Here is a 24276-nt window from a genome sequence, read left to right on the forward strand (position 1 = left end):
AGCCGGTACCGGCGGCCCGTCACGCTCAGTAGCCGGCGCCGGTGAGCATGCCGCCGTCGACCAGGACCTCGCTGCCGGTGCAGTAGGACGAGTCGTCCGAGGCCAGGTAGACGATCAGCCCCGAGACCTCCTGCGCCTTGCCCATGCGGCCGAGGGGGAGCGCCTTCAGGAACGCGTCGGCGCTGCCGGCCGTGGCCGAGACGATGTCGTCCTGCATGGTCAGGGGTGTCAGCACGCCGCCCGGGTGGATGGAGTTCACCCGGATGCCGTACCGGCCGAGCTCGCGGGCCGCGGACTTGGTCAGGCCGCGGACGCCGAACTTGCTGGCGCTGTAGGCGGCGAGGCCGGCCGCGCCGATGAAGCCCTCGGTCGAGGACACGTTGATGATCGAGCCGCCGCCCGCCGCGCGCATGGGGGCGGTGACCGTCTTCACCCCGAGCCACTGGCCGATCAGGTTCACGTCCAGGATCCGGCGGAACTCGTCGAGCGCCATGTCCTCGATGGTCTTGTGCCGCAGGATCCCGGCGTTGTTGACCAGGACGTTCAGCGCGCCGAAGGTCGCCGTCGCCGTCTCGGCGGCCCGCTCCCAATCCTCCTGCCGGGTCACGTCCATCGGGACGAACCGGGTGCCGTCCCCGAGGTCGGCGGCGAGCTTCGCGCCCTCCTCCTCCAGGACGTCGCCGAACACGACCTTGGCGCCCTCGTCCAGGAACCGGCGGACGTGCGCCTTGCCCATCCCGCGCGCACCACCGGTGATCAGCGCCACCTTGCCGTCAAGCTGCCCCATCAACGCTCCTCGTCGCCACGTCGCTTCCCAGTAAACCTAGCGAACGCTTGGTCAACGGAACAAGGCGGCCCTGCTATGCGGCGCGCAGACCGTCGAAGAGCAGCGTGAGCATCCGGTCGGCGTACGCGCCGGGGTCGGAGGTGCGCTCGGACGCGACGCCGATCGCGTTGGTGAGCCGCAGCAGATCCCGCGGGTCGATCTCGGCGCGGACCGTCCCCGCCCGCTGGGCCCGGTCCAGCAGCCGGCCGAGCGCGTCGCAGATCGCGGCGGCCGCGGCGCCGAGGCCGGTGTCCGCCCACTCCGCGGACATCGCCTCGATGATCACGGTGGCCGTGCCGCGCGGGGTCGCCGCGCCCGCCAGGTAGGTCCGCAGCCAGAGCCCCAGCCCCGCCTCCGGGGCCGGCGCGGACAGCAGTTCGTCCGCGTGCGCGAGGAGCCCGTCGATCCGCTCCCGCAGGACCGCGTGCAGCAGCGCGTCACGGGTGGGGAAGTGCCGGTAGAGCGTTCCCGAGCCGACGCCGGCGCGCCTGGCGATGTCGTCGAGGGACGCGTTCGTGCCGTTCTCCATGAAGGCCGTGCGGGCCGTGGTGAGGATTCGCTCGTAGTTGCGGCGGGCGTCGGCCCGCATCGGCCGGGTGTCCATGGGCACCGTCCAGCGGTGTCGCGGGTGACCGGGGTGGTCAACGCCTGCATTTCGGACGAGCCTGCCACCTTCCAGGGGGCGGCGCTACCCGGACGGCGCTTCCAGGGCGTCCCGCGACAGCCGGTCCGCCCTGCGCGTCGTCTCCGGCAGGCGGTACTCCGGCGCGAGGGCCAGGACGTTGCGGCACGCGGTGCCGAGATCGGTGCGATGGCCGACGGACACGAACACCGGCCTCACGCCGTCCCGCGTCCGCAGCACCCGCCCGACGACCTCGCCGCCGTCCAGCAGCGGGCTCGCGTCGCCGCGCCGCGGCCCGGGCTGCTCGTAGGTGCCGACGAACGCGGTCTTGCCGACGCCGATGGCCGGCAGGCCGGTCAGGACGCCCAGGTGGCACGCCAGCCCGAACCGCCGCGGATGCGCGACCCCGAACCCGTCGCACACGAGCAGGTCGGGTGTCGTCTTCAGCGCGCGGAGCGCGTCCAGCAAGGTGGGCAGTTCCCGGAACGCGAACAGGCCCGGGACGTAGGGGAACTCGGCCGTGCCGACGGCGACCGACTCCTCCAGGACCTCCAGGGTCGTGCCGTCCAGGACGACCGCGGCGGCGGCCAGCCGGTCGCCGGTGCCTCCGCCGTCGCCCGCGTACGAGACGTCCAGTCCCGCGACGGTGCGGGGCGCCGCCGGGCCCGGGACGTCCAGTTCGAGCATCGGACGCAACCGGTCCTGGATCGCCTCGGCCTCACGCGCGGTGGACGGCCAAGGATGCAGATCACGTACGTCCATGTCCGAGGACGCTACCGCGTCACAGGGACGCGTAGGCGGCCTGCGTCAGGCGGAAGGCGCGCAGGTCGCCGGACGCCTGGTCGCCCATCAGGTTGGGCAGGTAGGCGAGCGTCAGCCCGGCCTCGGGGTCGCCCAGCCCGATCGAGCCGCCCGCGCCGGTGTGGCCGAACGCCGACTCCCGTCCTTGCTTGGGTGTGAAGAACGTCTGGGACGGGCGCATGAACCCGAGGCCGAACGCGCTGTCCACGAGCAGCGTCCGGTCCGGGCCGCCGGCGCGCGGGCGAAGGGCGTCCCGCAGCGTGTCCGGGCGCAGGATCCGGCCCGCCACGAGGTCGCGGTAGAAACCGGCGAGCGCGGGTGCGGTGGTGATCATCCCTGCGGCGGGCCAGCCTGCGCGCAGCACGACGGGGTTGTTGTAGCCGCCCTTGCCCGGGTGCGGGTTGTTCATCGACCGGTTCATCATGCTCTGCGGGTCGGTGTAGGCGTCGGCGAGCCGCTTCAGCAGGTCGTGCCCGGGGGCCCTCGGCGCGTCGGCGCCGGCCCCGGTGCGCCGTCCCGCGGTCAGCTTCGCGGCTCGCTCGATCACGTCGCCGGGGGACCCGATCCACAGGTCGAGGCCGCGGGCGAACTCGTCCTTCACGAACGCGCCGACCGTCCGGCCGGACAGCCGGCGGACGATCTCACCGGCCAGCCAGCCGTAGGTCAGCGCGTGGTAGCCGTGGGCGTCGCCGGGGGTCCACTCCGGCTTCTGCGTGGCCAGCTCCGCCGCCCGCGCCGTGGCGTCCGCGGCCTCCTCCGCGGACACCGGCCGTGCGAACGCGGGCAGGCCCACCTGGTGCGACAGCAGGTGCGCGGCGGTCGCGCCGTCCTTGCCCCCGGCGCCGAACTCCGGCCACCAGGCCGTCACCGGGCCGTCCATCTCGTAGGCGCCGCGTTCGGCCAGCAGCAGCGCCGCAGTGGCGGTCACCGCCTTGGTGCAGGAGAACGCGAAGCAGGGTGTGTCGGGCAGCCAGGCACGTCCGGTGCGGCGGTCGGCGACCCCGCCCCACAGGTCGACGACCTTGCGGTCTCCCACGTGGACGGCGACGGCGGCTCCGAGCTCGCGTCCCTCGGCGAAGTGCCGCTCGAACACCTCGCGGACGCCGGCGAACGCCGGATCGCAGTGGCCTTGCACCGTGCTGCTCATGCGCGATCCTCTCGGGCGGGGGCTCCATAGAATCACGTTCTAGGACTCCCCGCCGAGCCGGGGAGCGCGTCAGGGGCGGCCCAGGTGGTGGACGGGTTCGGTGACCGGGTCCGCGGCGCGCTGGGCCGGACGCGTCCGGCCGAACTCCAGCGTGAGCAGGGCGGCGGCCAGCCACGCGATGTCGAACCAGGACCGGAACACGACGTTGCGCGGCTTGTAGGACGGCCTGAACTTCTTGTCGAAGAGGTACAGCGACTCGACGGCGATCCACGGGTCGAGAAGGTGCAGGGCGCGGTAACCCGCCTTTTCCAGCACGTTGCGCTCGTCCGAGTCCAGCAGCTCGCGGAAGGCGGCGAAGTTGAGGGAGACGACGCCGTACCCGTGCTCGGCGGCGTACTGGACCATCTCGACGATGAGGCGCTCGTTGACGCCGTTGGGGCCGCCCGGGGTGCGGCGCATCGCGTCCAGGCTGACGCCCTCGCCCGCGGTTACGTAGCGCTGGAACGCGATGGGCTCCTTGTCCTCGCCGTAGGCGATGGCGACGATCGCGCCCGGGTGGTAGCCGGTCAGCAACTCGTCCAGGTTCATCGAGAAGCCGCGTTCGGCGGCGCCGCCGAGGGAGCGGGACGCGACGTCCAGCAACCGCTCGCGGAGCGCGGGAGTGAGCTCGCGCTCCGGCGCGATCTCGGAGGAGACGCCGAAGTTCTCGGTGCGCTTGACGGCCTGCCGGACGTTGCGCATCTGCCGTCCCGACAGCGTGAACTTGCCGGGGCGGATGACGACCTCGTCGCCGAAGCCGATCGTCCGGCACGGCCCCCAGGCGGGGAGCAGGCCGTCGCTCGCGCCGAGGACGGCCGGGCGCCAGCCGGTCGTCCGGCACATGGCGCGGAACGCGCGGACGGCGTCGGCGTGCGATGCCGGGTCGCCGACCGGGTCGCCGCCAGCCACCGCCATGCCGAACAGGACGCGGTAGCCGATCGCGGCCCGCCCGTCCGCGCTGAACACGTACGCCTTGTCGCGCCGTAGTGCGAACGGGGCCAAGGTGTCGGAACCGGGATGCAGAACCAGGCCCGCGACGCGGCGCCGCTCCGCCTCGTCGCCGGGCGGGGGCGCCGGGTCGGGGGCGAGGAGGGTGATGACCAGCAGGAGGAGCCCGGCGGCGCCGGCCAGGCCGAGCACGCCCGGCAGCCAGGACGCGCCGTCCATGGGAGCGCCGGTGGCGCCGAGGCCGCTCGCGACGTCGCCGACCGACCGCACGGACACGCCGCCGAACAGCAGCGACCCGGCGAGGGCGGCCGCGACCAGCAGCGCGCCGGTCTTCACCGCCGTGCGGACGCGTTCGGGGTGCGGACGCACCGGGAACCGGTCGCGCTCCAGCCACAGCCCGCCGAGCACGGCGGCGAGCAATGGCAGCCGCCACAGCGGGTCGTCGCCGGCGATGACGGCGAGCAGCCCGAGGAGCGCCAGGCTGACCAGGCCGTACCAGGCGGCGCGGCGGCGCAGGAGGGCGCCGCGGGCGACGAGCGCGAGGGCGAGGCCGAGCGCGACGGCGTGCCCGGGCGCGAGCGGGCTGCCCGTGACGAGCCGGGACAGCCGGCCGAGCCACTCCGGGGACCGCGACAGCGCCGGCACCGCGATGAGCACGGCGACCAGGGCCGCGGTGAGCGCGAGCGGCCAGACCGGCCGCAGGTGCGGCGGCACCGCCGGATGACGCGTCGCCGGGGGGACGTCCCCCCGGAATGACTCGTCTGATCGCACGAAGGACACCTCCGCTGAGCCCCCAACCAAGATCCTCTGGAACTCATTCCCGGGATCGGACGTTGTCGTGGGCCGGACGCCCCCGTCCAGCCAAGCCATACCCCGCCCGGAGCGCGGAACACCGCTAGCCTCGTGGTGATGAAGAGGCTCCTGCTCGTCCATCACACGCCGTCGCCGTCCGTGCAGGCGATGTTCGAGGCGGCGCGCGCAGGCGCGTCCACCGACGAGATCGAGGGCGTGGAGGTGGTCTCCCGGCCCGCGCTGACGGCCTCGGCCGTGGACGTCCTGGAGGCGGACGGCTATCTCCTGGGCTCGCCGGTCAACCTCGGCTACCTGTCCGGCGCGCTGAAGCACTTCTTCGACCAGATCTACTACCCGTGCCTGGAGGAGACGGTCCGCCGCCCGTTCGGGGCCTTCCTGCACGGCAACAACGACGCGACCGGCGCCCTGCGCGCCCTGGACTCCATCACCACTGGGCTGAAGTGGAAGGCCGTCCAGCCCCCGGTGGTGGTGATCGGCGAGCCGGGCAAGGCCGACCTGGAGGCGTGCTGGGAACTCGGCGCGATCACGGCGGCGGAGCTCGGCGGCGTCTGAGCGGCGAGGCCACCGGGCGAGGCCACCGGGCGAGGCCACCGGTAGCGTGCCGACCATGAGTGGTTTCCGGCACGTGGTCATGTTCAGGTGGGCCGAGGGGACGACGACCGGCCAGCAGGACGAGGTCGCGGCGAAGCTGCGCGAACTCCCCGGGGTCATCCCCGAGATCAGGGAGTACGGCGTCGGTGTGAACGCGGGCGTCAATCCCGGCGCGTACGACTTCGTGGTCGTGGCGGACTTCGCCGACCGGGACGCCTATCTTGTGTACCGCGACCATCCGGTTCACCGCGCGGTGGTGGACGAGTACATCACGCCGATCACGGCGGAGCGCGCGTCCATCCAGTACGAGCCGTAGCAGGCCGGACACGCAGAAGGCAGGAACCGAGCAAGCGCTTGTGCCTGAACACTTTTCGGGTTAGTTTCCTCGAAGACGCCCGCTGGGGACGGATCGCGCCCCGTTCCCGGCGGGCGGCATACGCTCGGGGCCCTCAGCGGCCGGGGCCGGTCACCCCCGGGTCCGCAGGCTCATGATCTCGTCGCGGAGCTGCTGCGGGGACGGGGCCTCCAGCAGCCGCGGCCCGTCGCGCAGCGGCACCATGGCCCACCAGGACCCGGTCGCCTCGCCGTACCAGACGCGTACTCCGGGGAACTGCTCCTGCAGGGTGCGCGCGGTCGCGGCGCGCATGGCCGCGGGCGTGGGCTCGTCCCGACCGGCGGCGCCCCGTTGAGCCGTCATGGCGCCCTCCCCCCGTAGATCTCATCGGTAACAGCGTCCCCACGGACCAATGCGTCACCCCTACTCGGCAAATAGTGACTAAGCACACTATGGGGCTTAGGGACCGCCCACTGTGGGATACCGCGCCGGATGTACACCAACGGATGTATACGGCCGGCCCGAATGACACGGACGCGCGGGCCTACGTCGGCGGGCCGAACGCCGCCTCGATCGACTTCGCCGACGACGTCGCGCTCGGCCTGTCCCGCACCGCCCGCGTGATCACCGCGGCGGCCGCGATCATGGTGATGGTGTTCCTGCCGGTGCTGCTCGGCGCGGACGTCGCCGTCAAGCAGATGGGCCTCGGGCTCGGCGTCGCGATCCTGATCGACGCGGCCGTGTCAGTGCAGGTTGATGCCGTCGAACATCACCTTGAGGTAGTGCTCGGCGAGCCCCTGGGCGTTCAGCCGGCCGCCGGGCCGGAACCAGCGGACCGCCACCCACACGGTGTCGCGGATCATCCGGTAGGTCAGCTTCGGGTCGAGGTCAGGACGGAAGAGCCCTTCCGCCTGGCCCGCCTGGAGCGTGTTCACCCACATCTTCTCGACCTCGTCCTCGGACTTGGTCAGATAGGCGAACCGGTCCATGCCCTTCAGGTAGTTCCAGTCGTTCTGCATGACCGTGATCGCGGCGCGGTGGGGTTCGAGCGTGCCGAACGCGACCCGCACGAGCCCGGCGATCGTGTCCCGCGGGTCGTCGTTCTCGTCGATCACCGCCTGGTATGCGGCCATGACGTCGTTGAAGAACCCGGAGAGGATCTCGTCGACGATCGACTCCTTGGAGTCGAAGTGGTGGTAGAGGCTCCCGGAGAGGATGCCGGCCTCGTCGGCGATGTTGCGGACCGTCGTGGCCTGGAAGCCCTTCTCCGCGAAGAGCTCGGCCGCGAGCTTGACCAGGTGCGCGCGCCGTTCCGACGCCAGGCCGGGCGAGCCGCGGCCGCGGCGGCGGGCACCGCCCTCGCCGGCGGCGCGGGCGCTGGATCGTCCGGACTTGGCGCTCGTGGTCGTCACCCTTTCATTATGCCGTGCCGCCCAACCGCTTGCTCGATCGCGCCGCACCAGATTACGGCTTGCAGCAAGCGCTTGCTAAGAGAAGCGGCTCCGGCCCGTTCCACCCCGGCCGCATAGGCTCGGGTCCATGCCCGATGTGATCGTGTTCGACCTGTACGGAGTGATCGCCCGCACCCAGACGCCCGAGGCGGTGCGGCGGATCGAGAAGATCGCCGGCCGGTCCGGCCCCCCGTTCTGGGACGCCTACTGGGCCTGCCGCCCCGCCTACGACGCCGGCCAGGAGAGCGCGTCCTACTGGGCGGACGTCGCGGGACGGCTCGGCGCCACGTTCCCCGACGTCCCCGCGCTGATCGAGGCCGACCTCGGCAGCTGGACCGACGTCGACGACGACATGGTCGCCCTCGTCGGCGAACTGGCCGGCGAGGGACGCACGCTCGGGCTGCTCTCCAACATCATCGGTGACCTGGTGCCCCGCTTCGAGGACCGGCACGGCGCCTGGCTCGCCCACTTCGACGCGCTCGTCTACTCCTGCCACATCGGCGTCGCCAAGCCCGACCCGCGCGCCTACGAGATCTGCGCCGAGCGCCTCGGGGTCCGGCCCGCCGACGTGCTCTTCTTCGACGACAACGAACGCAACGTCCACGCCGCACGCGAGGCCGGCATGCGCGCCGAACTCTTCACCTCCCGGACCCAGGTCCGCACCCTGGTCGGCTAGGACGGGGGCGGGAGTTCGCCGCCCGCCTCGGCGGCCTTGGCGAGACGTTCGCGCAGCGTCCGGAGCAGTTCGTCGCCCTGCTCGGTCAGCCGCTCGATCGCGGGCATCGCGAGGTCGTCCCGGACGGTGTCGGCGAGCAGCTCGTCGTACTCCTGCGCCTTCTCCGCGATCGCCTCCAGATGGCGCTGGGCGCGCAGCACCTCGTCCGCCGCCCGGGCCCGCTCGGCGTAGCGTTCCAGCGCCTCGATGCGGCGCGTCACCGCCTCGACCGAGACGTCGAGCTTGTCCCGGAGCGGCCGCAGCGCCGCCTCCACCTCGGGGAGCGTCGCGGCCTCGGCCATGGCGTCCTGTTCCGTGCGCAGCTTGGACTGCTTCGCCAGCACCTGCGCGATCTCCCATTCCTGCCGCGGCAGGGTGACGGCGTTGTCCACCGCGTCCAGCAGTCCCTCCCGGTTGACCTGCGAGTCGCGGACGAAGTCGACCGCGGCCTGGACGCGCGCCAGCAGCGCCCGGCCCTCGTCGTCGAAGTCCTCGGGGGTGAGGTAGCGGTCGCGGCGGCGCTCCAGTTCGCGGGCGCGCCGCAGGTCCAGCGAGACCGACGGGGTGCCGAGCGCGACCAGCACCGCGAGCATGCCGAGCCCGATCAGCCACAGTGAGCCGAGCACCGGGGAGCCGATCAGGCCGAGGGCGAGGACCGACAGCGGCGCCAGCCACAGCAGCGGCTTGCGGCGCGCGACGATCGTGTCCAGCTCGGCCCGCAGCGACGGGTCGGCGACGGGACGCGGCTCGGCCGGGGCGCCGTCCTCGGGGGCGCGCGGCGGCGCGATCCGCCGCCACGACGTGGAGACATGGGTCTCGAACGCGAAGTCGGTCTGCGCGATCTCGATCTCCGTGGGGCCGGCGGGCAGCGGCCACGAGCCGACCGGGTCGCCCCCGCCGGGGCCGGTGAAGCGCACCCACCAGCCGCCCTTGCCCTCCTCGCACCTGTAGCGGCCGGGGGCGACGTCGATACCGACGAAGAACGTGCCGATTCCCGGTATGGAATCGTTCCACCCGCCACTGGTCACCGGCGACCTCCGACCCGAACGCTGCGCCGTGCCCCCTCGCCCGTTCCGGCGAGGACCGTCCTGCCCGGAACGAGCCCGTCCCTTAAAGGACCGACGTCCGGGAGACGATAAGAGTTGCAGTACCCACATCCGCCTCGGGAAAGCCGGATCGGGTTTGGAATACTCCACGCGTGCGACCTGACTACGACCCCCTCGATGATCCGCCATGGGCGATGCAGTTGGTGGTACGCGCCGAGAAGGCCGATCCGCCCAATCACGGCGCGGTCTGCGAGGCGGCGGCGACGGCGGTCGTCCGGCTGCTGACAGACCCGCGCGCCGCCGAGCCCGAGGGGGAGTGGCGCGCCGCCGTCCGCGAGTGGGAGTCGCGCCGGATCAGGAAGGTGACGCGGCGGGCCCGCGGCGTCCGCTGGCCGGAGGCGGAGGCGCTGCCCGGTATCACCGTCGAGCACGCGGGCGCGCAGGTGCGGGCGTTCCCGCCCGGACCCGTGTCGGACGTCCCGCCGCAGCTGGCGAAGCTCCAGGTCGCGGGCCTCGACCTGGCCGACGCCGAGGAGCCGGGGCCGCCGCCTGCGCCGCCGTACGCTGCGATCGCCCTCAACCCGGACATCACGATCACGACGGGGAAGGCCGCGGCCCAGTGCGGGCACGCCGCCCAGCTGCTCCTCCGCCAAGGTCGTCGCAAGCACGTGGAGGCGTGGGCCGAGGCGGGCGCGCCCGTCCATCTGACCCGGGACGTTCCGTGGCGGCAGTGCGTCAGGAACGCGACGGTGGCGGTCCGTGACGGCGGGTTCACCGAAGTCCCGCCCGGCACGATGACCGCCATCGCCTGGCTGGTCCGCTGAGCGTTCTTGCGAGAGGGCTGAAGCCCGCGCGGCGTGCCGGGACGGGCCCGGCACGCCGCGCGGACCGATCAGGGAAGGGTGACCGCGACCGGGTCGATCCCCGCCTTGCGGATGAGGGACGGCAGGCGAGCGGCGAACGGGTGGTGGTCCACCGGCAACCCCCGCGGGTTGTCGATCACGTAGTGGACGACGCCGCCGGCGCGCTTCTCCGTCCATGTCGCGCCCGCCGAGCGGAGCACGGACGCGGCCTTCGCGGCGTCCGCCGCCTTCACCGACACGCGGATGGGCGACTCGTACGACGGCAACGCGGCCGCCTCCTGAGCCGCCTTCGCGGTGGCGGTCGCCTGGGGTGCCGCCGCCTTCTTCGGGTCCAGGCCGAGGACGGCGTTGTAGAGCAGCTCGGCCGTCCCGTCGCTGAACGCGCGGAAGTTGGGCTCGGCCGCGAACAGCACGGAACGCCCCTCGCCGACGGGCTGGTCGACGACCGCCGCGGTGCCGCCCAGCTCGGCCGCGCCGCGCTCGAACCCGGAGACGAACCAGTCGGGCGAGCCCGTCTCCGGATAGGACACGGCGACGCCGCTGGACGCCTTCATGACCATGTCGTAGGAGGTGAAGTTCCAGGCCGTCGCGCCGACGCCCTCGGACAGCGGGCTCTTGCCGTCCACGTTCACGCGGAACAGCGTCCCAGGGATGTCGGACGTCGGCTCGGCCAGCGTCGCGGTCGTCAGCCCGAGCCGTGCCGCCAGCTGCGTGCCGCCCTGCCAGCCGACGTAGCGTCCGCCGTTCCGCGTCCACTGCTGGAGCGCGGCACGCCCGGTGTCGCCGAGCGCCGTGTAGGCGGACGACGCCGGCCCGTTCGGGGCGACCAGGACCTGGACGCCGTCGAGCTTTCCCGCCGCGATGTCCGCCGGGCTGAGCAGCGTGAACGGCAGCTTCCACTCGCGGTCGAGACGGTGCCGCAGCCACCCGGTCGACTGCCGCGCCGACGAGGACGTCGCCGACAGCTGCAGGACGCCGAGCCTGGGCGCCGCCTTGCCCTCATGCCCCGGACGCGGCGCCTCCAGCGTCCGCACCGGTACCGCCCGCGGGTGCAGGACGGCCCCAGAAGACCCGCCGGACACATTCCCCAGCAGAGGCAGGCTCCACGCCGTCACGTCGTAGAAGTACGGGAACGGCGTGTAGGAGTCCTCGTTGAGCATGGCCTGGATCCAGTGCTTCTGGCCCTGCGCCATCGAGATCCAGTACGTGCCGGCCGGCAGCGTCGTCTTGGCCTCCGGGCGCCCATAGGCTTTGAAGTCCGGAACGGTCAGCGGCCTCACGAGCTTCTCGACGCGGACGCCCATGCGCTGCAGCCGCCGCACGATGAGCCGGACCTCCGCGCGCTTGGCCGGGTCGTCCCGCAGGAAGTAGCCGCGCACCTTCCGATCGGGCACCTGCCGGTCGATCTGGTTCGGCGGGTTGTAGACCTGGTTGGGCTCCAGCTTCCCCGCCTTGCCCTGCTCGTAGGCGTCCACCGTCATCTGGCGCCACTCGGTGAGGATGCGGTGCCGGTCGCGGGCCGCCGCCGACAGCGACACCCACTGGGTGAGGTACTGCTCCTTCACCCGCTCCGGGTAGGGGCTTTCGTCGCCCTTCTCGTAGGTCATCCCGGCGGCGTGGAAGGCGCTGGTCGGGACCGAGTCCCCGTACCCCTGGTAGAAGAGGTCGTAGACGTCGCGGTTGAAGAAGTCGATGCCCTGCCGCTTGAACTCGGCGGCCATCGCGGCGCCGTACATGTCGTTGATCCAGCCGACCGCCTGCTCGGGCGTCTCGTGGTAGATCGGATCGGCGTTCGGCGGGAAGAAGTACGACGTCCCGCCCATCTCGTGCGCGTCGATGTAGAGCGCCGGCGGGTACGCGTTCAGCATCGCCAGCTTGCCGTCGCTCTCCGGCTGCGTCCGCGCGAACCAGTCGCGGTTCATGTCGAAGCCGTAGGCGTTCTCGCGGGTCCTCAGCTCCCGGCCGTCCGGGTTCTGCGTCGGCAGGACGATCACGAGCGCGTTGGCGAGGATCGCCGTGGCGGCGCAGTCGGTGCGGTCGCCGAGGTCGCGCAGCACCTTCAGCGCCGCGTCGGTGCCGCTCGGCTCGTCGCCGTGCACGTTGCCGCTGACCCACAGGATCGGGACGCCGCGGTCGGTGATCCGCTTGGCGAGCGCGGCGGGCGTCCGGGGATCGCGCAGCAGGGCGGCCTCCGCGCGCACCTTGGCCAGCCCCGCCTTGGAGATCAGCTCGGGACGTCCGGCGATCGCGTACTTCAGCGGACGCCCTTGGGCGGTGGTGGCCAGCGTCCCGGAGACGACGCGCTCGCTCTTGGCGGCGACCGTCTCCAGATACCTGTCGGACTCCACGGCGCTCGCCTGCCGCTCACCCAGATCGAAGCCGAGGACCTGTTTCGGGGAGGGGACCTTGCCTCGGTATACCGGCGCGGTCTGCGTCGGGTCGCAGCCGGCCGCGGGCGCGGCGGGCTGCGCGGCGGCGGGCGCCGCGAACGACGCGGCGACCGCCAGGGACACCGCCGTCACCAGCGGAGTCCACGACCTCAGCAGGGCTGTGCCTGCGGGCTTTCGGGCTCTCATGAGCCACAACGTGGCATCGGGCGGAAGCCGCACCAATGGCAACTTCTGCCAAGATCACTCGCGCTTTTCCGGGCGGGACCGCGGCCCGGTGAGCGCGGCGGCCCGGTTGATCGCCTGGAGGGCGAACTCCTGCGTCCAGGAGAGCCCGTTCGGCCCGCGCGGGGACGACCCCTGCCCGGCGTCCTTCGGTGCGCCCGCGAGCTGGGCCTTCGCGCTCAGCCCGTAGGACAGGAAGAGCAGCACGACGAACGCCGCCAGGTACGCGAGGTGCTCCAAGAGGCCGCCCCACCTGCCCTTGAAGACGTCCAGGACGGCGAACATCGCGAACCCCGCCATCCAGCCCGCCATCGGCGGCACGAGCAGGATGTCGCGGCGCAGCACCACGCCCGCCGCGGCGGCCGCCACGAGCAGCACCTCGGCCGCCTTGACGAACACGAGGACGCCGGTCGCGGGGCCGGACCCGAAGTAGGTCTCGATCTCGTCCAGCCGGTCGCCCCACAGCGCCACCGCGGTCATCAGGCCCGCGGCGCCGTACGCGACGAGGAACACGCCGACCGCGTAGTGGAACCGGTGCCACGTCAGCGCGCCCCGCGCCGCTCCGCCGGCCGGCGCGGGAGAAGGGCCGGCTCCTGGCTGCGCACCCGCGCCCACCGTCATGTCGCCCCCATGTTCCGGTTCATCTGCTACGCGCAAGATATCCCGGACAGGGGCCGGTCGACCGCCGAAACGCGGGCCGCCTCCACGTCTCCCGTCCCGCCGGCCCGCGGCCGGGGTGCTTGCGCACGGGCGGGCGAAGCGGGAGGCTGAGAGCACGTCGGGCCACGCGGCGTCCGTGAGGAACAAAAGATGACGCCTGACGATACGGGAACGGCCGCGCTGTCGAAGACGCGGCTCGAATATCTGGAAGAGCTCGGCGACGAGCTGGTCAAGCGCGGCCTCCGGGTGCGTCTCACCCTGCCCCGCGGCCAGTCGCCCTGCCTGCACGTACTGAACCCCGACGCGTCCGCCCTCACCGAGAACATCCTGGCGGAGCAGGGCGCGGACGGCTGGTGGTACTGGTGGTCGTGGGCCGAGCGCATCGCGCCCGCCGCCGACGTCACCTCCGCGGCAGACCGCATAGCCCAGGTGCTCGCCCTCCACTGACACGCTGCCAGGACACGGCGCTGCCAGGACACGGCGCCGGCGGCGCGCGGTGCCGCTTGTGCGCGGTGCCGTCAGGGCGCGCCGTGCGGCTGGTGCGCGGTGCTGGCGGCGGGGCGGTGTTGACCGGGTCCGCGTGGGGGCGTGAGGCCGGGCTGTCGGGGGGTTGTCCGGGTTCGGCCGCCGATCTTGCCTCTCACCTGGGTCGAGACGCTCCGGGCGGCCGTGGGGATTCGGCCGCGCCGGTTGACCGCCGGTCGAGGTGAATGTTGAGCCGCCGAACATATGCCCTGACGTGCGGTGTCGCGGGAGGGGCCGGGCGGGGGTGCGGCCCGGACTCGGGCTCGTCATGCCATCCAAGGTTTCACCCATGTTGATCTCGCGTTACGGGATTGTTACCCGCGACAACAAATCAACTTCCCGATAGGTCTGGCGCGACGGCCGGACGCGACATAAGTTGCGGGGCACAACATTCGACCGGCGAGTGGGCAATCTCACTCGCCGGGCACCGGCTACCACCCCAGGCCGCGGCACGGCGGCCACCCCCAGAAAGGACCCGGGCAATGCGCAAGGGGATCCTCAGCTTGATGGCCGTCACGACGGCCGCGGCGCTCAGTCTCACCGCATGCGGGGACGACGGCTCGAACGACGCGGGCGGCTCCGCCAAGGGCAAGGTCGGCGTGATCCTGCCCGACACCACCTCCTCCGTCCGCTACGAGAGCTTCGACCGGCCCTACCTGGAGCAGGCGTTCAAGGCGGCCGGAGTCGCCTACGACATCCAGAACGCCGAGGGCTCGACCCAGCGCTTCCAGACCATCGCCGACCAGATGCTCACCAGCGGCGCCACGGTCTTGATCCTGGACGGTCTCGACTCCAACTCCGCCGCGGCCGTCCAGCGCAAGGCGCAGGCGCAGGGCGTCAAGACCATCGACTACGACCGTCTCGCCCTCGGCGGGGTCTCCGACTACTACGTGTCCTTCGACAACGTGAAGGTCGGCGAGGAGCTCGGCAAGGGCCTGCAGAAGTGCCTCGGTGACAAGAAGGCCAACATCGCCTACCTGAACGGCGCGCCGACGGACAACAACGCGACCCTGTTCTCCAAGGGCGCGCACAACATCCTCGACCCGCTGACCAACTACAAGAAGGTCGCCGAGCAGCCCGTCCCGGACTGGAAGGCCGAGAAGGCCGCCACGATCTTCGAGCAGATGTGGACCGAGCAGGGGGGCAAGATCGACGGCGTGCTCGCCGCCAACGACGGCATCGGCAACGCGGTCATCTCGATCCTGAAGAAGAACCAGGAGCAGGGCAAGGTCGCCGTGACCGGCCAGGACGCGACCCTGCAGGGTCTGCAGAACATCCTGGACGGCACCCAGTGCATGACGGTCTACAAGCCGGTCAAGCAGGAGGCCGACGCCGCCGCGAAGCTCGCCATCTCCCTCATCAAGGGCCAGAAGGGCGAGACCAACGGCACCACGAACGACCCCACGGGCAAGCGGGACGTCCCGTCGGTGCTGCTGAACCCGATCGGTGTCACCAAGGAGAACCTCAAGCAGGTCACCGGCGACGGTTTCGTCAAGAAGGAAGACCTGTGCAAGGGCGCCTACGCCGCCAAGTGCAAGTCCGCCGGCATCGAGTAGCCAGCCCTGTCAGACCTCGTGGCGGGCCCCGCGCCGCTGACAGTGTCCCGGGTCCCCGGAAACCCGGGACACGCGGGGCCCGCCACGGGCACCACGCAAACCTCTGGAAGGAAACACGTGGCTGAAAAAGGAGACCCGGTCCTCCGCCTGACCGGGCTCAACAAGAGCTTCGGCGCCGTTCATGTGCTGCACGACGTGGACCTCACGGTGCGGCTGGGCGAAGTGGTCGCGCTCGTCGGCGACAACGGCGCCGGCAAGTCGACCCTGATCAAGTGCATCGCCGGTATCCACCCCATCGACTCGGGACAGATCGAGTTCGATGGCAAGCCGGTGACGATCAGCGGCCCGCGCGACGCCTCCGCGCTCGGCATCGAGGTCGTCTACCAGGACCTCGCGCTCGCCGACAACCTGGATATCGTGCAGAACATGTTCCTCGGCCGCGAGCGGAAGAAGGGCATCGTCCTGGACGAGACGTCCATGGAGGAGGCCGCCAGGGAGACCCTGGCCCGCCTGTCGGTCCGCACCGTCAAGTCCGTCCGCCAGCAGGTGTCCAGCCTGTCCGGCGGGCAGCGCCAGACCGTCGCCATCGCCAAGGCGGCGCTGTGGGAGTCCAAGATCGTCATCCTGGACGAGCCCACCGCCGCGCTCGGCGTCGCCCAGACCCGGCAGGTCCTCGACCTCGTCCGGCGGCTGGCCGACACCGGGCACGGAGTCGTGCTCATCTCGCACAACATGAACGACGTGTTCGAGGTGGCCGACCGCGTCAGCGCGCTCTACCTCGGACGGGTCGCGGCCGACGTGGCCACCTCCGAGGTCTCCCACGGCCAAGTCGTGGAACTCATCACCGCCGGCCGTTCCGGTGATCTCGGCCTTGCGCCGGCGACCGCCGCCGAGAGCATCTGAAGGGGGACCAGGTGTCCACCGACATCCCCAAGAGCAAGACTCCCGCCATCAAACTCGCCGACTCGGACTTCGCGAACGACCGTCGCGAGCACGACCTGAAGTCCGCGCTCCTGGACTACTGGAACAAGATCAGGGCAGGTGAGCTGGGCGCCCTGCCCGCGATCCTCGGACTGGTCGCCCTCATCGCGCTGTTCACCGCGCTCAAGCCCGAAACGTTCCTCAGCAAGGGCAACGTCGCCAACCTGGCGACGCAGGCGCTCCCCATCACGATCCTGGCCATGGGCCTGGTCTTCGTGCTGCTGCTGGGCGAAATCGACCTGTCCGCCGGTGTGGCCAGCGGCGTCAGCGCGGCCGTGATGGCCAAGCTGATCGTCGACTCGGGCCAGCCCTGGTACGTCGCGGTGCTCAGCGCCGTGGCGGTCGGCCTCGTCATCGGCACCCTGATCGGCTGGCTCGTCTCGGTGCTGAGAATCCCGTCGTTCGTCGTCACGCTCGCCTTCTTCCTGGGGCTGCAAGGCATCACCCTCCGCCTCATCGGCGAAGGCGGCACCGTGCCCGTGCGCGACGACTTCATCGTGGCGCTCGCCAACAAGAACATGCCGATCGGGCTCGGCTGGGCGCTCGCCGTCCTCGCCGCCGGCGGCTACGCCGCGACCCAGCTCCTGCGCTGGCGGCGCCAGCGCTCCCTCGGCCTGCACGCCAAGCCGCTGGCGTTCGTCGTCGCCATGTCCGCGGTCGTCGCCGCGGCGCTCCTGATCAGCACCTACGTGCTCAGCCTGGACCGCGCTCCCAGTCCGCTGATCACGCTCGGCGGCGTCCCGTGGGGCGTGCTGGTGGTCGGCGTCCTGCTGATCATCTGCACGTTCGTGCTCGGCCGCACCTCCTACGGGCGGCACATCTACGCCGTCGGCGGCAACGCCGAGGCGGCCCGCCGGGCCGGCATCAACGTCGCCCGCATCCGGATCTCGGTCTTCATGATCTGCTCCGGGCTGGCGGCGATCAGCGGCATCATCGCCGCGTCCCGCCTCAACTCGGTCGACACCGCCGCGGGCGGCGGCAACACGCTGCTGTACGCGGTCGGCGCCGCGGTCATCGGCGGGACGAGCCTGTTCGGCGGACGGGGCAAGGCGCGCGACGCCCTCCTCGGCGGCCTGGTCATCGCCATGATCGAGAACGGGCTCGGGCTGCTCGGCACCAAGGCGTACCTCACCTTCCTCATCACCGGTGTGGTGCTGCTGCTCGCCGCGAGCATCGACGCCATCGCCAGGCGCCGGCGGACCACCGCGGGACGGTGACTCCGTGCGCGCGGTGACCCCGTGAACGCGCCCGGAAACGCCTGGGAGCCGATGGCCCGCACCGTCGGCTCCCAGGCCCCGCCGGACGGCCCCGCCAGGCCGTCCGGCGGTTCCGCGCGGGAGAACGCTGCTGATACGCTCACTGCCCCCAGCCGTCCGGCGGGCGGCGGCGGTGCGGCACGGTGGGAGCCTCTAGGCATGTCAGTTACGCCAGCCCTTGACCTGCGTGGTATCGGCAAAAGCTTCGGTTCCGTGAAGGTGCTTCACGACGTGGCGTTCTCCGCCTACCCCGGCGAGGTCACCGCGCTCGTGGGCGACAACGGCGCCGGCAAGACCACCCTGGTAAAGATCATCGGGGGCATCCACCCGGCCGACGCGGGCGAGTACCGCTTCGAGGGCCGACCGGCGCGGGTCGGCAGCCCGCGCGACGCGGCCCGTCTCGGCATCGAGATCGTCCACCAGGACCTCGCCCTCTGCGAGAACCTCGACATCGTCCAGAACCTCTTCCTCGGCCGCGAGCAGCGCCGCGGGCTCGCGCTGGACGAGACCGGCATGGAGGAGATGGCCCGCAACGCCCTGTCCGGCCTCGCCGTGCGCACCATGGGCTCGGTGCGGCAGCGTGTCTCGACGCTGTCGGGCGGCCAGCGGCAGACCGTCGCGATCGCCCGCGCCGTCCTGTGGGACAGCAAGGTCGTCGTGCTGGACGAGCCCGCCGCCGCGCTCGGCGTCTCACAGACCCAGCAGGTCCTGGAGGTCGTCCGGCGGCTGGCCGACAAGGGCCTCGCCGTCGTGCTGATCTCGCACAACATGAACGACGTGTTCGCGGTGTCCGACCGCATCGCTGCGCTGTACCTCGGCCGGATGGTCGCCCAGGTCAGGACCGCGGACATCACCCACCGGCAGGTCGTCGAGCTGATCACCTCGGGCACCAGCGGAGAGCTGGGGCTGCACCGATGATGAAGGCCGGCCCATCGCAAGAGGACATCCGGCGACATAATCTCGGGACGCTGCTCCGCTTCGTGCACCTGCGCGGGCCGGCGTCCCGGGCGACGCTCGCCGAGTCCCTCGGGCTGAACCGCAGCACGATCATGGCGCTGACGTCCGACCTGACCGCCGCCGGGCTCGTCCGCGAGGAGCTGCCGCGCGGCCCCGGGCGGCGCGCCGGGCGACCGTCGCTCGTCGTCCGGCCCGAATCCACCCGGGTGTACGTGCTGGCGTTCGAGGTCGGCGTCGACCGGCTCGTCGTCGCCCGCGTCGGCCTCGGCGGCGTCGTCCTCGACCGCCGCGAGGGCGTCCGGGACCGCGACTCCGGCCCCACGGAACTCCTCGGCGTGCTCGTCGCGGGCGCCCGGTCCCTCGTCCGCAAGGCCGAACGCGACGCCGTCTGCGTCGGCGCGGCCCTGGGCTATCCCGGCACCGTCCGCCGCTCCGACGACACGATCATGTTCGGTCCCAACCTGGACGTGGGCGACCTGCGGCTCGGCGACGCGCTGTCCCGCCGGCTCGGCCTCGGCATCCCTGTCTCGGTCTGCAACGACGCCAACCTCGGCGCCCTCGCCGAGCACGAGCGCGGCGCCGGCGTGAGCGTCGACAACCTCATCTACCTGCACGGCGACGTCGGCGTCGGCGGCGGCATCATCGCGCACGGCCGGCTGCTCGGCGGCGACCAGGGATTCGGCGGCGAGATCGGGCACATGGTCGTCAACCCGGAGGGCAGGCCCTGCGCCTGCGGCTCGAAGGGCTGCCTGGAGGCCGAGGTGGGGGAGCTGACGCTGCTGCACCACGCCGGCCGCGAGGAGGTCCCCGGCCAGGCCGGCCGCGACGCGGTCCGCGGTGTCGTCGCCGCCGCCGACGCCGGCGACATCAAGGCGCGGGAGGCTCTGCAGCGCGTCGGGCACTGGCTCGGCCTCGGCGTCGCCAACCTCGTCAACATCTTCAACCCCGGGCTGGTCATCTTCGGCGGGACGCTCCGCGACATCTACCTCGGCGCCGCCGCGCAGATCCGCAGCATCCTCGCGACCAACGCGCTCGCCGCCTCCCGCGAGAAGGTCAAGCTCCGCACCGCCTCCCTCGGCGACGACACGACACTCGTCGGCGCCGCCGAGTTCGCCTTCGCCGAGGTGCTCGACGACCCCGTCCAGGTGCTCACCCGCCTGCGCGCCCCCGAGACGGTGTGACCCCTCCGCCCGCACCGGCGTCTCAGCCGATGGTGCCGTAGGCGCTCCGGTAGAAGATCAGCGGAGTCCCGTCGTGGTGTTCGGCGAGATCGTGGACGCGGCCGACGACGATCACATGGTCGCCGGCGGGGTGCTCATGCTCGACCGAGAGCTCGATCCACGCGAGGGCCCCGTCGATCAGCGGGGCGCCGCCGGGGGTTCGCGTCCAGCGCGTGCCGGCGAACTTGTCGCCGCCCCTGCGTGCCAGCCGTTCGGAGATCTCCAGTTGCGGTTCGCCCAGGATGTTGACGCAGAGCCGGCCGGCGGAGCGCAGCAGGGGCCACGTGGTGCTGGTGTGCGCGACGCAGAACGCCACGAGGGGCGGATCGAGGGAGACGGACGTGAAGGAGTTCGCGGCCAGGCCCGTGGGACCTCCCGAAGCCGGGTCGATGGCGGTGACGGCGACCACACCGGTCGCGAACCTGCCCAGCACCGAGCGGAACCTGGTCGCGTCGACGCCGGTCACCGATGTTCCGGACGGGCCGTTGGGAGATCCGTACATGGGCGTCCGTTTCGTGGCGGGTACATCGATGACTACTAAAGCCCCTGTCCCGGTGCGCTGATTCCCCGCGAAGGCGATCTCGGCCGAAGGTCCCGGCCCGGCGTCGGTCTCCGGACCGAGGCCGGACCACGGGCGCACGGACTACGGGCGCGGCGCCTCGGCGGGGGTGTGCAGCGGGGCGGCGGCGTAAGGGAAGGCGACGGCGGACATGCCGTCCATGATCAGGCGTCCGGCGCCGGCCAGCCCGGCCTTGACGCGGGCCGGGACGCGCGGTCCCTCGTGCAGGGCGGCCCAGGCGATCCAGCCGACCGCGACGACGCACCAGTAGGACACGAGCCGGTAGAGGCCGACGGCCGCGGCGGCGGGCGACAGCGTCGCGCCGAACGCGACCAGGGAGGCGGCCATGCTGCCCTCGACGGCGCCGAGGCCGCCGGGCAGCAGCGGCAGCAGGCTGCCCGCCGCCTGGGCGGCGAAGTAGGCGAGGGCGACGCCGTTCGGGTCGACGTCGATCCCCACCGCGTGCGCCGCCGACAGCAGCGCCAGGATGTCGAACACCCAGTTCAGCAGGGCCAGCGCCATGAGCGCGGCCCAGTCGCGGCCGGTCGGGCGCAGGACGTCGCGGACACCGGCCAGCCGCTCGGCGTACGGGGCGATCCGGGGGTGGGCGAGTGCGGCGCGGTAGGCGCGGCGCAGCGGCGCGGTGATCAGGGCGCGCAGCGGGCGCCACCGGAGGGCCGGCACGAGCAGGACCCCGAGGGTCAGCGGGACGGCGAGGCCGAGCAGCGCGAACCCGCGGGCGTGCGGGTCGGCCAGCAGCGCCAGCAGGGCGATCAGCGTGTAGGCCGTCGTGGTGATCACTCCGCCCGCCAGGATCACCGCCGTGGCGAGCTGCGCCGACGCCCCGCCGCGGCGGAACTGCCGGAAGGTGTAGACGACGCTCACCGCCGGGCCGGCGGGCAGCGTCGTGGACAGGGCGTTGCCCGCATAGGTGATCGCGAACGCGCGCCGCAGCGGCATCCGCAGTCCGCCGACGCGCAGCAGCCGGCGCTGCAGCCGGGCGAACGCGCCCATCGAGCCCGCCACGGCCAGCACGACCATCGTGAGCCAGCCCGGATCGGCGTGCGACGCCGCCGTCCAGGTGGCGCCGAAGTCGGGAAGCTCGTCGCGGTAGAGCGGCAGGGCGGCGAGGCCGCCGAGGACCAGCGCCCACTGGGCGATCAGGCCCGCCTTGCGCCGCCACCACGCACGAGGTGGCGCGTGCTCGTCAGGCTCCTCCCGGAGCGGGAACGGGGATTCGGCGTCGGCCGGGGGGTGGACCGGTGCCGTGACTGTCTCGTACATGTCCCGGTCACCTCGCAAGTTCGCCCGCATTGCGCAACCTACGGCCCGCCTATGACATTCCCCGGGGTGCGGAAATGAACCGCAAAGTGACTCTCGCCACGTCCGTCACGGGACGGGGAGGCGGACTGGCCGGCGGGCCGCGCCTGCCGCGGCCCGCCGGTCACGCCCGTGCTCAGGGCCTGCGGGTGGGGTTCACCGCGTCGTCCTCGGCGGGGGTGGCGGAATCCGGCCACGGTTCCTCCTCGCCTCGCCGGGCCGTCCGGCCCTCGTAGTCGGTGATCCCGACGCCGTTCCTGCTCTCCTCGGGTTCCTCGATGACATGGTCCTCCGGCGGGTCCTGGACGTACTGCTCGGTCAGGGCGACCTGCTCCTCCTGCTCGTCGTCGCCCATGTCGTCGATGTCCGCGCGGAAATCGCGATCCTCGCCGGGTTTGCGTTCTCTCATGACCCCCTCCGTCGGCTCGGTTTCGCTCATCGGAGCGGTATCCCCGCTGACCGGCGCCCTACTCGCGGTCCCGGACGGCGGCGAGCCGCGGCCCGGCGGACACCGGCACCGGCGGGCCACCGCGGGGATGAATGATCGTCCAGGGCGGTCCCGATGGTTACGATCCGGTGCATGGGCGTACAAGCTGTGATCTTCGACTGGGGCGGCACCCTGACCCCGTGGCACGACCTCGAACTGGCCGACGTCTGGCGCACCATCTGCTCCGCCCACCTCCCCGCCGACACGGTCGAGAAGGCCGTCGCCGCGCTGGTCGCGGCCGAGGACGAACTATGGCGGCGGGGCACCGAGGAGCACCGCAGCGCCACGCTCGCGGAGGCGTTCGCGATGGCGGGCGTGGAGCCCACCGAGGCGCTCCTCGCGACCCACTTCGAGACCTGGACCCCGCACACCCACACCGACCCGGCCGTCCCCGGCCTGTTCGACGCCCTCCGCGGGCGCGGCATCAAGATCGGCGTCCTGTCCAACACCATCTGGACCCGTGAGTGGCACGAGCGCGTCTTCGCCCGCGACGACGTGCTCGACCTGCTCGACGGCGCCGTCTACTCCAGCGAGATCCCCTGGACGAAGCCGCACGCCGAAGCCTTCAGGGCCGCCATGGACGCCGTCGGCGCCACCGACCCCGCGTCCTGCGTCTTCGTCGGTGACCGCCCGTACGACGACATCCACGGCGCCAAGGGCGCCGGCATGCGCGCCGTCCAGATCCGGCACCAGACCACCCACGCGTTCGACCGTCCCGGTCTCACGCCCCCGGACGCCCTCATCCACGGACTGGACGAACTGCTCCCGCACGTGGAGACCTGGCATTCCCCCTGAGGCCGTTCAGGCCGGGGGCTTCGTCGCCACGATGAGGTCGCGGGAGATGGCCTGGTCGACGCGGTGCCGGAAGCCGCGGTAGGCGCCGGAGTCCCGGACCTCCAGGCCGTTCGAGGTGAGGATCTCGGCGAGCTGGTCGCGCCGGCCGACGAAGGTGTTCCAGGAGATCCCGATGGCGCCGCCCGGACGCAGCAGGCGCGTCCATTCGGGGACGGCGGACGTGAGGAGTTCGACCGGGCTGCGCGACAGCTGCGGCTTCCCCTTGCGGCCGGGCTGCGCCCCCTTGGGCCGGCTGCCGTGCTGGACGCCGTAGGGGGCGTCCGTCACGATCAGGTCGAACGAGCCCGGCCGGAAGAACCTGCCGGCGCCCAGGGAGTCGGCGTTCACGACGGTGATCTCCATCGTCTCGCCGCTCTTGTAGCGCTCCTTGGACGCGCCGAGCGTCACATGGAGGCGGCGCCCGATCACGGCCTTCTCCCGCCGGACGTTGGCGATCTCGGCCTGGTGCTTGACCCGGTTGTTCTTCAGCCAGGTCTTGATGAAGGCCGCGTAGGCGTCGAAGTCCTTGCCGTCGATGTCGATCCCGGCGGCGTCCAGCCCGTACATCATGGCCTGGTTGAGGGTCGTGCCCCGCCCGCACATCGGGTCGAGCACGCGGGGGCGGCCGGTGACGAGGTCCATGGGGGAGTCGGTCGCCATCGCCGTGACGTTCAGCAGCAGCTTCGTGAAGTACTCGTTCGTCTTTCCCGAGTACTTCTGGATGGTGAGCAGGTCGCTGCCGAACAGGTCGAGAGGCTGGAGCATGACAGGACGCAGCAGCTCGCCCTCGATCCGGAACAGCGCGTAGAGCGACGACAGGTTCGACAGGAGAAGGACGTCCTGATCGGTCAGCTCATCGGCGGAAAAGGTCACGTACGGCACACCGCCCATCGTCGTCTCCTGGACGTCATGGACGCGTCCGCCGAGGGCCCGTTCACTGAACACGGCCAGCTCCGCCTTCACCAGGTCGGCGGCGGCCTGTGCATAGACCCGGTTGTGCGAAGGAGAGACGAGGAGGCCGTACGCGGTCATTTGGTGGACCCTACTGGACCTCAAGAGCGGAGACCGCCGGGACGGGCGTGCCCGGCGGCCCGCACCTGTTCCCGCCCAGCC

26 protein-coding genes are annotated in these 24276 nt (G+C 72.0%); 11 read left to right on the plus strand and 15 right to left on the minus strand.

What is annotated here, in order from left to right:
- Positions 1-25 precede the first annotated feature (25 nt).
- The 5 genes from ACQPXG_RS14030 to ACQPXG_RS14050 all read right to left on the minus strand — a co-directional run bounded on the left by ACQPXG_RS14030 (position 26) and on the right by ACQPXG_RS14050 (position 5154).
- Positions 26-787, minus strand: a complete 762-nt coding sequence (locus ACQPXG_RS14030; protein ID WP_433468101.1) for a glucose 1-dehydrogenase — start codon at positions 785-787, stop codon at positions 26-28.
- 73 nt (positions 788-860) lie between these two features.
- Entirely contained in the window at positions 861-1430 is a 570-nt protein-coding gene (locus tag ACQPXG_RS14035) for a TetR/AcrR family transcriptional regulator (RefSeq protein ID WP_433468102.1), read from the minus strand.
- A gap of 84 nt (positions 1431-1514) precedes the next feature.
- On the minus strand, positions 1515-2210 hold the full coding sequence (locus tag ACQPXG_RS14040) for an endonuclease V (protein ID WP_433468103.1): 696 nt from the start codon (positions 2208-2210) through the stop codon (positions 1515-1517).
- Between the two features lie 19 nt (positions 2211-2229).
- On the minus strand, positions 2230-3396 hold the full coding sequence (locus ACQPXG_RS14045) for a serine hydrolase domain-containing protein (protein ID WP_433468104.1): 1167 nt from the start codon (positions 3394-3396) through the stop codon (positions 2230-2232).
- 69 nt (positions 3397-3465) lie between these two features.
- Complete coding sequence (locus tag ACQPXG_RS14050; RefSeq protein WP_433468105.1) at positions 3466-5154, minus strand: bifunctional lysylphosphatidylglycerol flippase/synthetase MprF; 1689 nt, start codon at positions 5152-5154, stop codon at positions 3466-3468.
- Positions 5155-5292: 138 nt separating this feature from the next.
- Between ACQPXG_RS14050 and ACQPXG_RS14055 the strand changes: the two genes are divergently transcribed.
- Both ACQPXG_RS14055 and ACQPXG_RS14060 read left to right on the plus strand, forming a co-directional pair.
- On the plus strand, positions 5293-5748 hold the full coding sequence (locus tag ACQPXG_RS14055; RefSeq protein WP_433468106.1) for a flavodoxin family protein: 456 nt from the start codon (positions 5293-5295) through the stop codon (positions 5746-5748).
- 55 nt (positions 5749-5803) lie between these two features.
- Positions 5804-6103 carry a Dabb family protein gene (locus ACQPXG_RS14060; protein ID WP_433468107.1) on the plus strand — a complete coding sequence of 100 codons (300 nt, stop codon included), beginning with the start codon at positions 5804-5806 and terminating at the stop codon, positions 6101-6103.
- A 150-nt stretch (positions 6104-6253) separates the two neighbouring features.
- On the opposite strand, the gene ACQPXG_RS14065 is transcribed toward ACQPXG_RS14060, so the two are convergent.
- The 3 genes from ACQPXG_RS14065 to ACQPXG_RS14075 form a co-directional block, all read right to left on the minus strand.
- Positions 6254-6484 carry a hypothetical protein gene (locus ACQPXG_RS14065; protein ID WP_433468108.1) on the minus strand — a complete coding sequence of 77 codons (231 nt, stop codon included), beginning with the start codon at positions 6482-6484 and terminating at the stop codon, positions 6254-6256.
- A gap of 181 nt (positions 6485-6665) precedes the next feature.
- The gene (locus ACQPXG_RS14070) at positions 6666-6815 is read right to left on the minus strand and encodes a hypothetical protein (RefSeq protein WP_433468109.1); all 150 of its coding nucleotides are present in this window, start codon (positions 6813-6815) and stop codon (positions 6666-6668) included.
- A gap of 49 nt (positions 6816-6864) precedes the next feature.
- On the minus strand, positions 6865-7533 hold the full coding sequence (locus ACQPXG_RS14075) for a TetR/AcrR family transcriptional regulator (RefSeq protein WP_433468110.1): 669 nt from the start codon (positions 7531-7533) through the stop codon (positions 6865-6867).
- Positions 7534-7660: 127 nt separating this feature from the next.
- On the opposite strand from ACQPXG_RS14075, the gene ACQPXG_RS14080 reads away from it, so the two are divergent.
- Complete coding sequence (locus ACQPXG_RS14080; RefSeq protein ID WP_433468111.1) at positions 7661-8248, plus strand: HAD family hydrolase; 588 nt, start codon at positions 7661-7663, stop codon at positions 8246-8248.
- Here ACQPXG_RS14080 and ACQPXG_RS14085 read toward each other — a convergent pair.
- Positions 8245-9315 (minus strand): hypothetical protein, encoded by a 1071-nt coding sequence (locus ACQPXG_RS14085; RefSeq protein ID WP_433468112.1) that lies wholly within the window; start codon positions 9313-9315, stop codon positions 8245-8247. The genes ACQPXG_RS14080 and ACQPXG_RS14085 overlap by 4 nt on opposite strands.
- Before the next feature lie 170 nt (positions 9316-9485).
- Between ACQPXG_RS14085 and ACQPXG_RS14090 the strand changes: the two genes are divergently transcribed.
- Positions 9486-10157: a hypothetical protein gene (locus ACQPXG_RS14090; protein WP_433468113.1), complete on the plus strand. Its 672-nt coding sequence runs from the start codon at positions 9486-9488 to the stop codon at positions 10155-10157.
- 68 nt (positions 10158-10225) lie between these two features.
- On the opposite strand, the gene ACQPXG_RS14095 is transcribed toward ACQPXG_RS14090, so the two are convergent.
- Together ACQPXG_RS14095 and ACQPXG_RS14100 are read right to left on the minus strand one after the other, a co-directional pair.
- The gene (locus ACQPXG_RS14095) at positions 10226-12772 is read right to left on the minus strand and encodes a M14 family zinc carboxypeptidase (protein ID WP_433468114.1); all 2547 of its coding nucleotides are present in this window, start codon (positions 12770-12772) and stop codon (positions 10226-10228) included.
- A 54-nt stretch (positions 12773-12826) separates the two neighbouring features.
- The gene (locus ACQPXG_RS14100; RefSeq protein WP_433468115.1) at positions 12827-13429 is read right to left on the minus strand and encodes a hypothetical protein; all 603 of its coding nucleotides are present in this window, start codon (positions 13427-13429) and stop codon (positions 12827-12829) included.
- A 189-nt stretch (positions 13430-13618) separates the two neighbouring features.
- Here ACQPXG_RS14100 and ACQPXG_RS14105 point away from each other — a divergent pair, with 189 nt between their 5' ends.
- The 6 genes from ACQPXG_RS14105 (at position 13619) to ACQPXG_RS14130 (ending at position 19924) form a co-directional block, all read left to right on the plus strand.
- Positions 13619-13915 carry a hypothetical protein gene (locus ACQPXG_RS14105; RefSeq protein WP_433468116.1) on the plus strand — a complete coding sequence of 99 codons (297 nt, stop codon included), beginning with the start codon at positions 13619-13621 and terminating at the stop codon, positions 13913-13915.
- A 584-nt stretch (positions 13916-14499) separates the two neighbouring features.
- Entirely contained in the window at positions 14500-15549 is a 1050-nt protein-coding gene (locus ACQPXG_RS14110) for a sugar ABC transporter substrate-binding protein (RefSeq protein ID WP_433468117.1), read from the plus strand.
- Positions 15550-15666: 117 nt separating this feature from the next.
- Positions 15667-16452: an ATP-binding cassette domain-containing protein gene (locus tag ACQPXG_RS14115; protein ID WP_433468118.1), complete on the plus strand. Its 786-nt coding sequence runs from the start codon at positions 15667-15669 to the stop codon at positions 16450-16452.
- An 11-nt stretch (positions 16453-16463) separates the two neighbouring features.
- Positions 16464-17747, plus strand: a complete 1284-nt coding sequence (locus ACQPXG_RS14120; RefSeq protein WP_433468119.1) for a sugar ABC transporter permease — start codon at positions 16464-16466, stop codon at positions 17745-17747.
- Between the two features lie 198 nt (positions 17748-17945).
- Positions 17946-18704, plus strand: a complete 759-nt coding sequence (locus ACQPXG_RS14125) for an ATP-binding cassette domain-containing protein (protein WP_433468120.1) — start codon at positions 17946-17948, stop codon at positions 18702-18704.
- A complete protein-coding gene (locus tag ACQPXG_RS14130; RefSeq protein ID WP_433469963.1) occupies positions 18704-19924 on the plus strand; it encodes an ROK family transcriptional regulator in 1221 nt (406 codons plus the stop codon). The genes ACQPXG_RS14125 and ACQPXG_RS14130 overlap by 1 nt, the downstream gene beginning before the upstream one ends.
- A gap of 22 nt (positions 19925-19946) precedes the next feature.
- On the opposite strand, the gene ACQPXG_RS14135 is transcribed toward ACQPXG_RS14130, so the two are convergent.
- From ACQPXG_RS14135 to ACQPXG_RS14145, 3 genes are all read right to left on the minus strand, one after another.
- On the minus strand, positions 19947-20465 hold the full coding sequence (locus ACQPXG_RS14135) for a flavin reductase family protein (protein WP_433468121.1): 519 nt from the start codon (positions 20463-20465) through the stop codon (positions 19947-19949).
- A 141-nt stretch (positions 20466-20606) separates the two neighbouring features.
- Positions 20607-21806, minus strand: a complete 1200-nt coding sequence (locus tag ACQPXG_RS14140) for a lysylphosphatidylglycerol synthase transmembrane domain-containing protein (RefSeq protein WP_433468122.1) — start codon at positions 21804-21806, stop codon at positions 20607-20609.
- 172 nt (positions 21807-21978) lie between these two features.
- Complete coding sequence (locus ACQPXG_RS14145) at positions 21979-22251, minus strand: hypothetical protein (RefSeq protein ID WP_433468123.1); 273 nt, start codon at positions 22249-22251, stop codon at positions 21979-21981.
- A 171-nt stretch (positions 22252-22422) separates the two neighbouring features.
- Here ACQPXG_RS14145 and ACQPXG_RS14150 point away from each other — a divergent pair, with 171 nt between their 5' ends.
- Positions 22423-23124, plus strand: coding sequence for an HAD family hydrolase (locus ACQPXG_RS14150; RefSeq protein WP_433468124.1), 702 nt, complete (start codon positions 22423-22425; stop codon positions 23122-23124).
- 6 nt (positions 23125-23130) lie between these two features.
- Here the strand turns inward: ACQPXG_RS14150 and ACQPXG_RS14155 are convergent, their stop codons facing one another.
- Positions 23131-24195 carry a TRM11 family SAM-dependent methyltransferase gene (locus tag ACQPXG_RS14155; RefSeq protein WP_433468125.1) on the minus strand — a complete coding sequence of 355 codons (1065 nt, stop codon included), beginning with the start codon at positions 24193-24195 and terminating at the stop codon, positions 23131-23133.
- Positions 24196-24276 lie beyond the last annotated feature (81 nt).

This window comes from Spirillospora sp. CA-128828 (assembly GCF_050945415.1).
Taxonomy (GTDB): domain Bacteria; phylum Actinomycetota; class Actinomycetes; order Streptosporangiales; family Streptosporangiaceae; genus Spirillospora.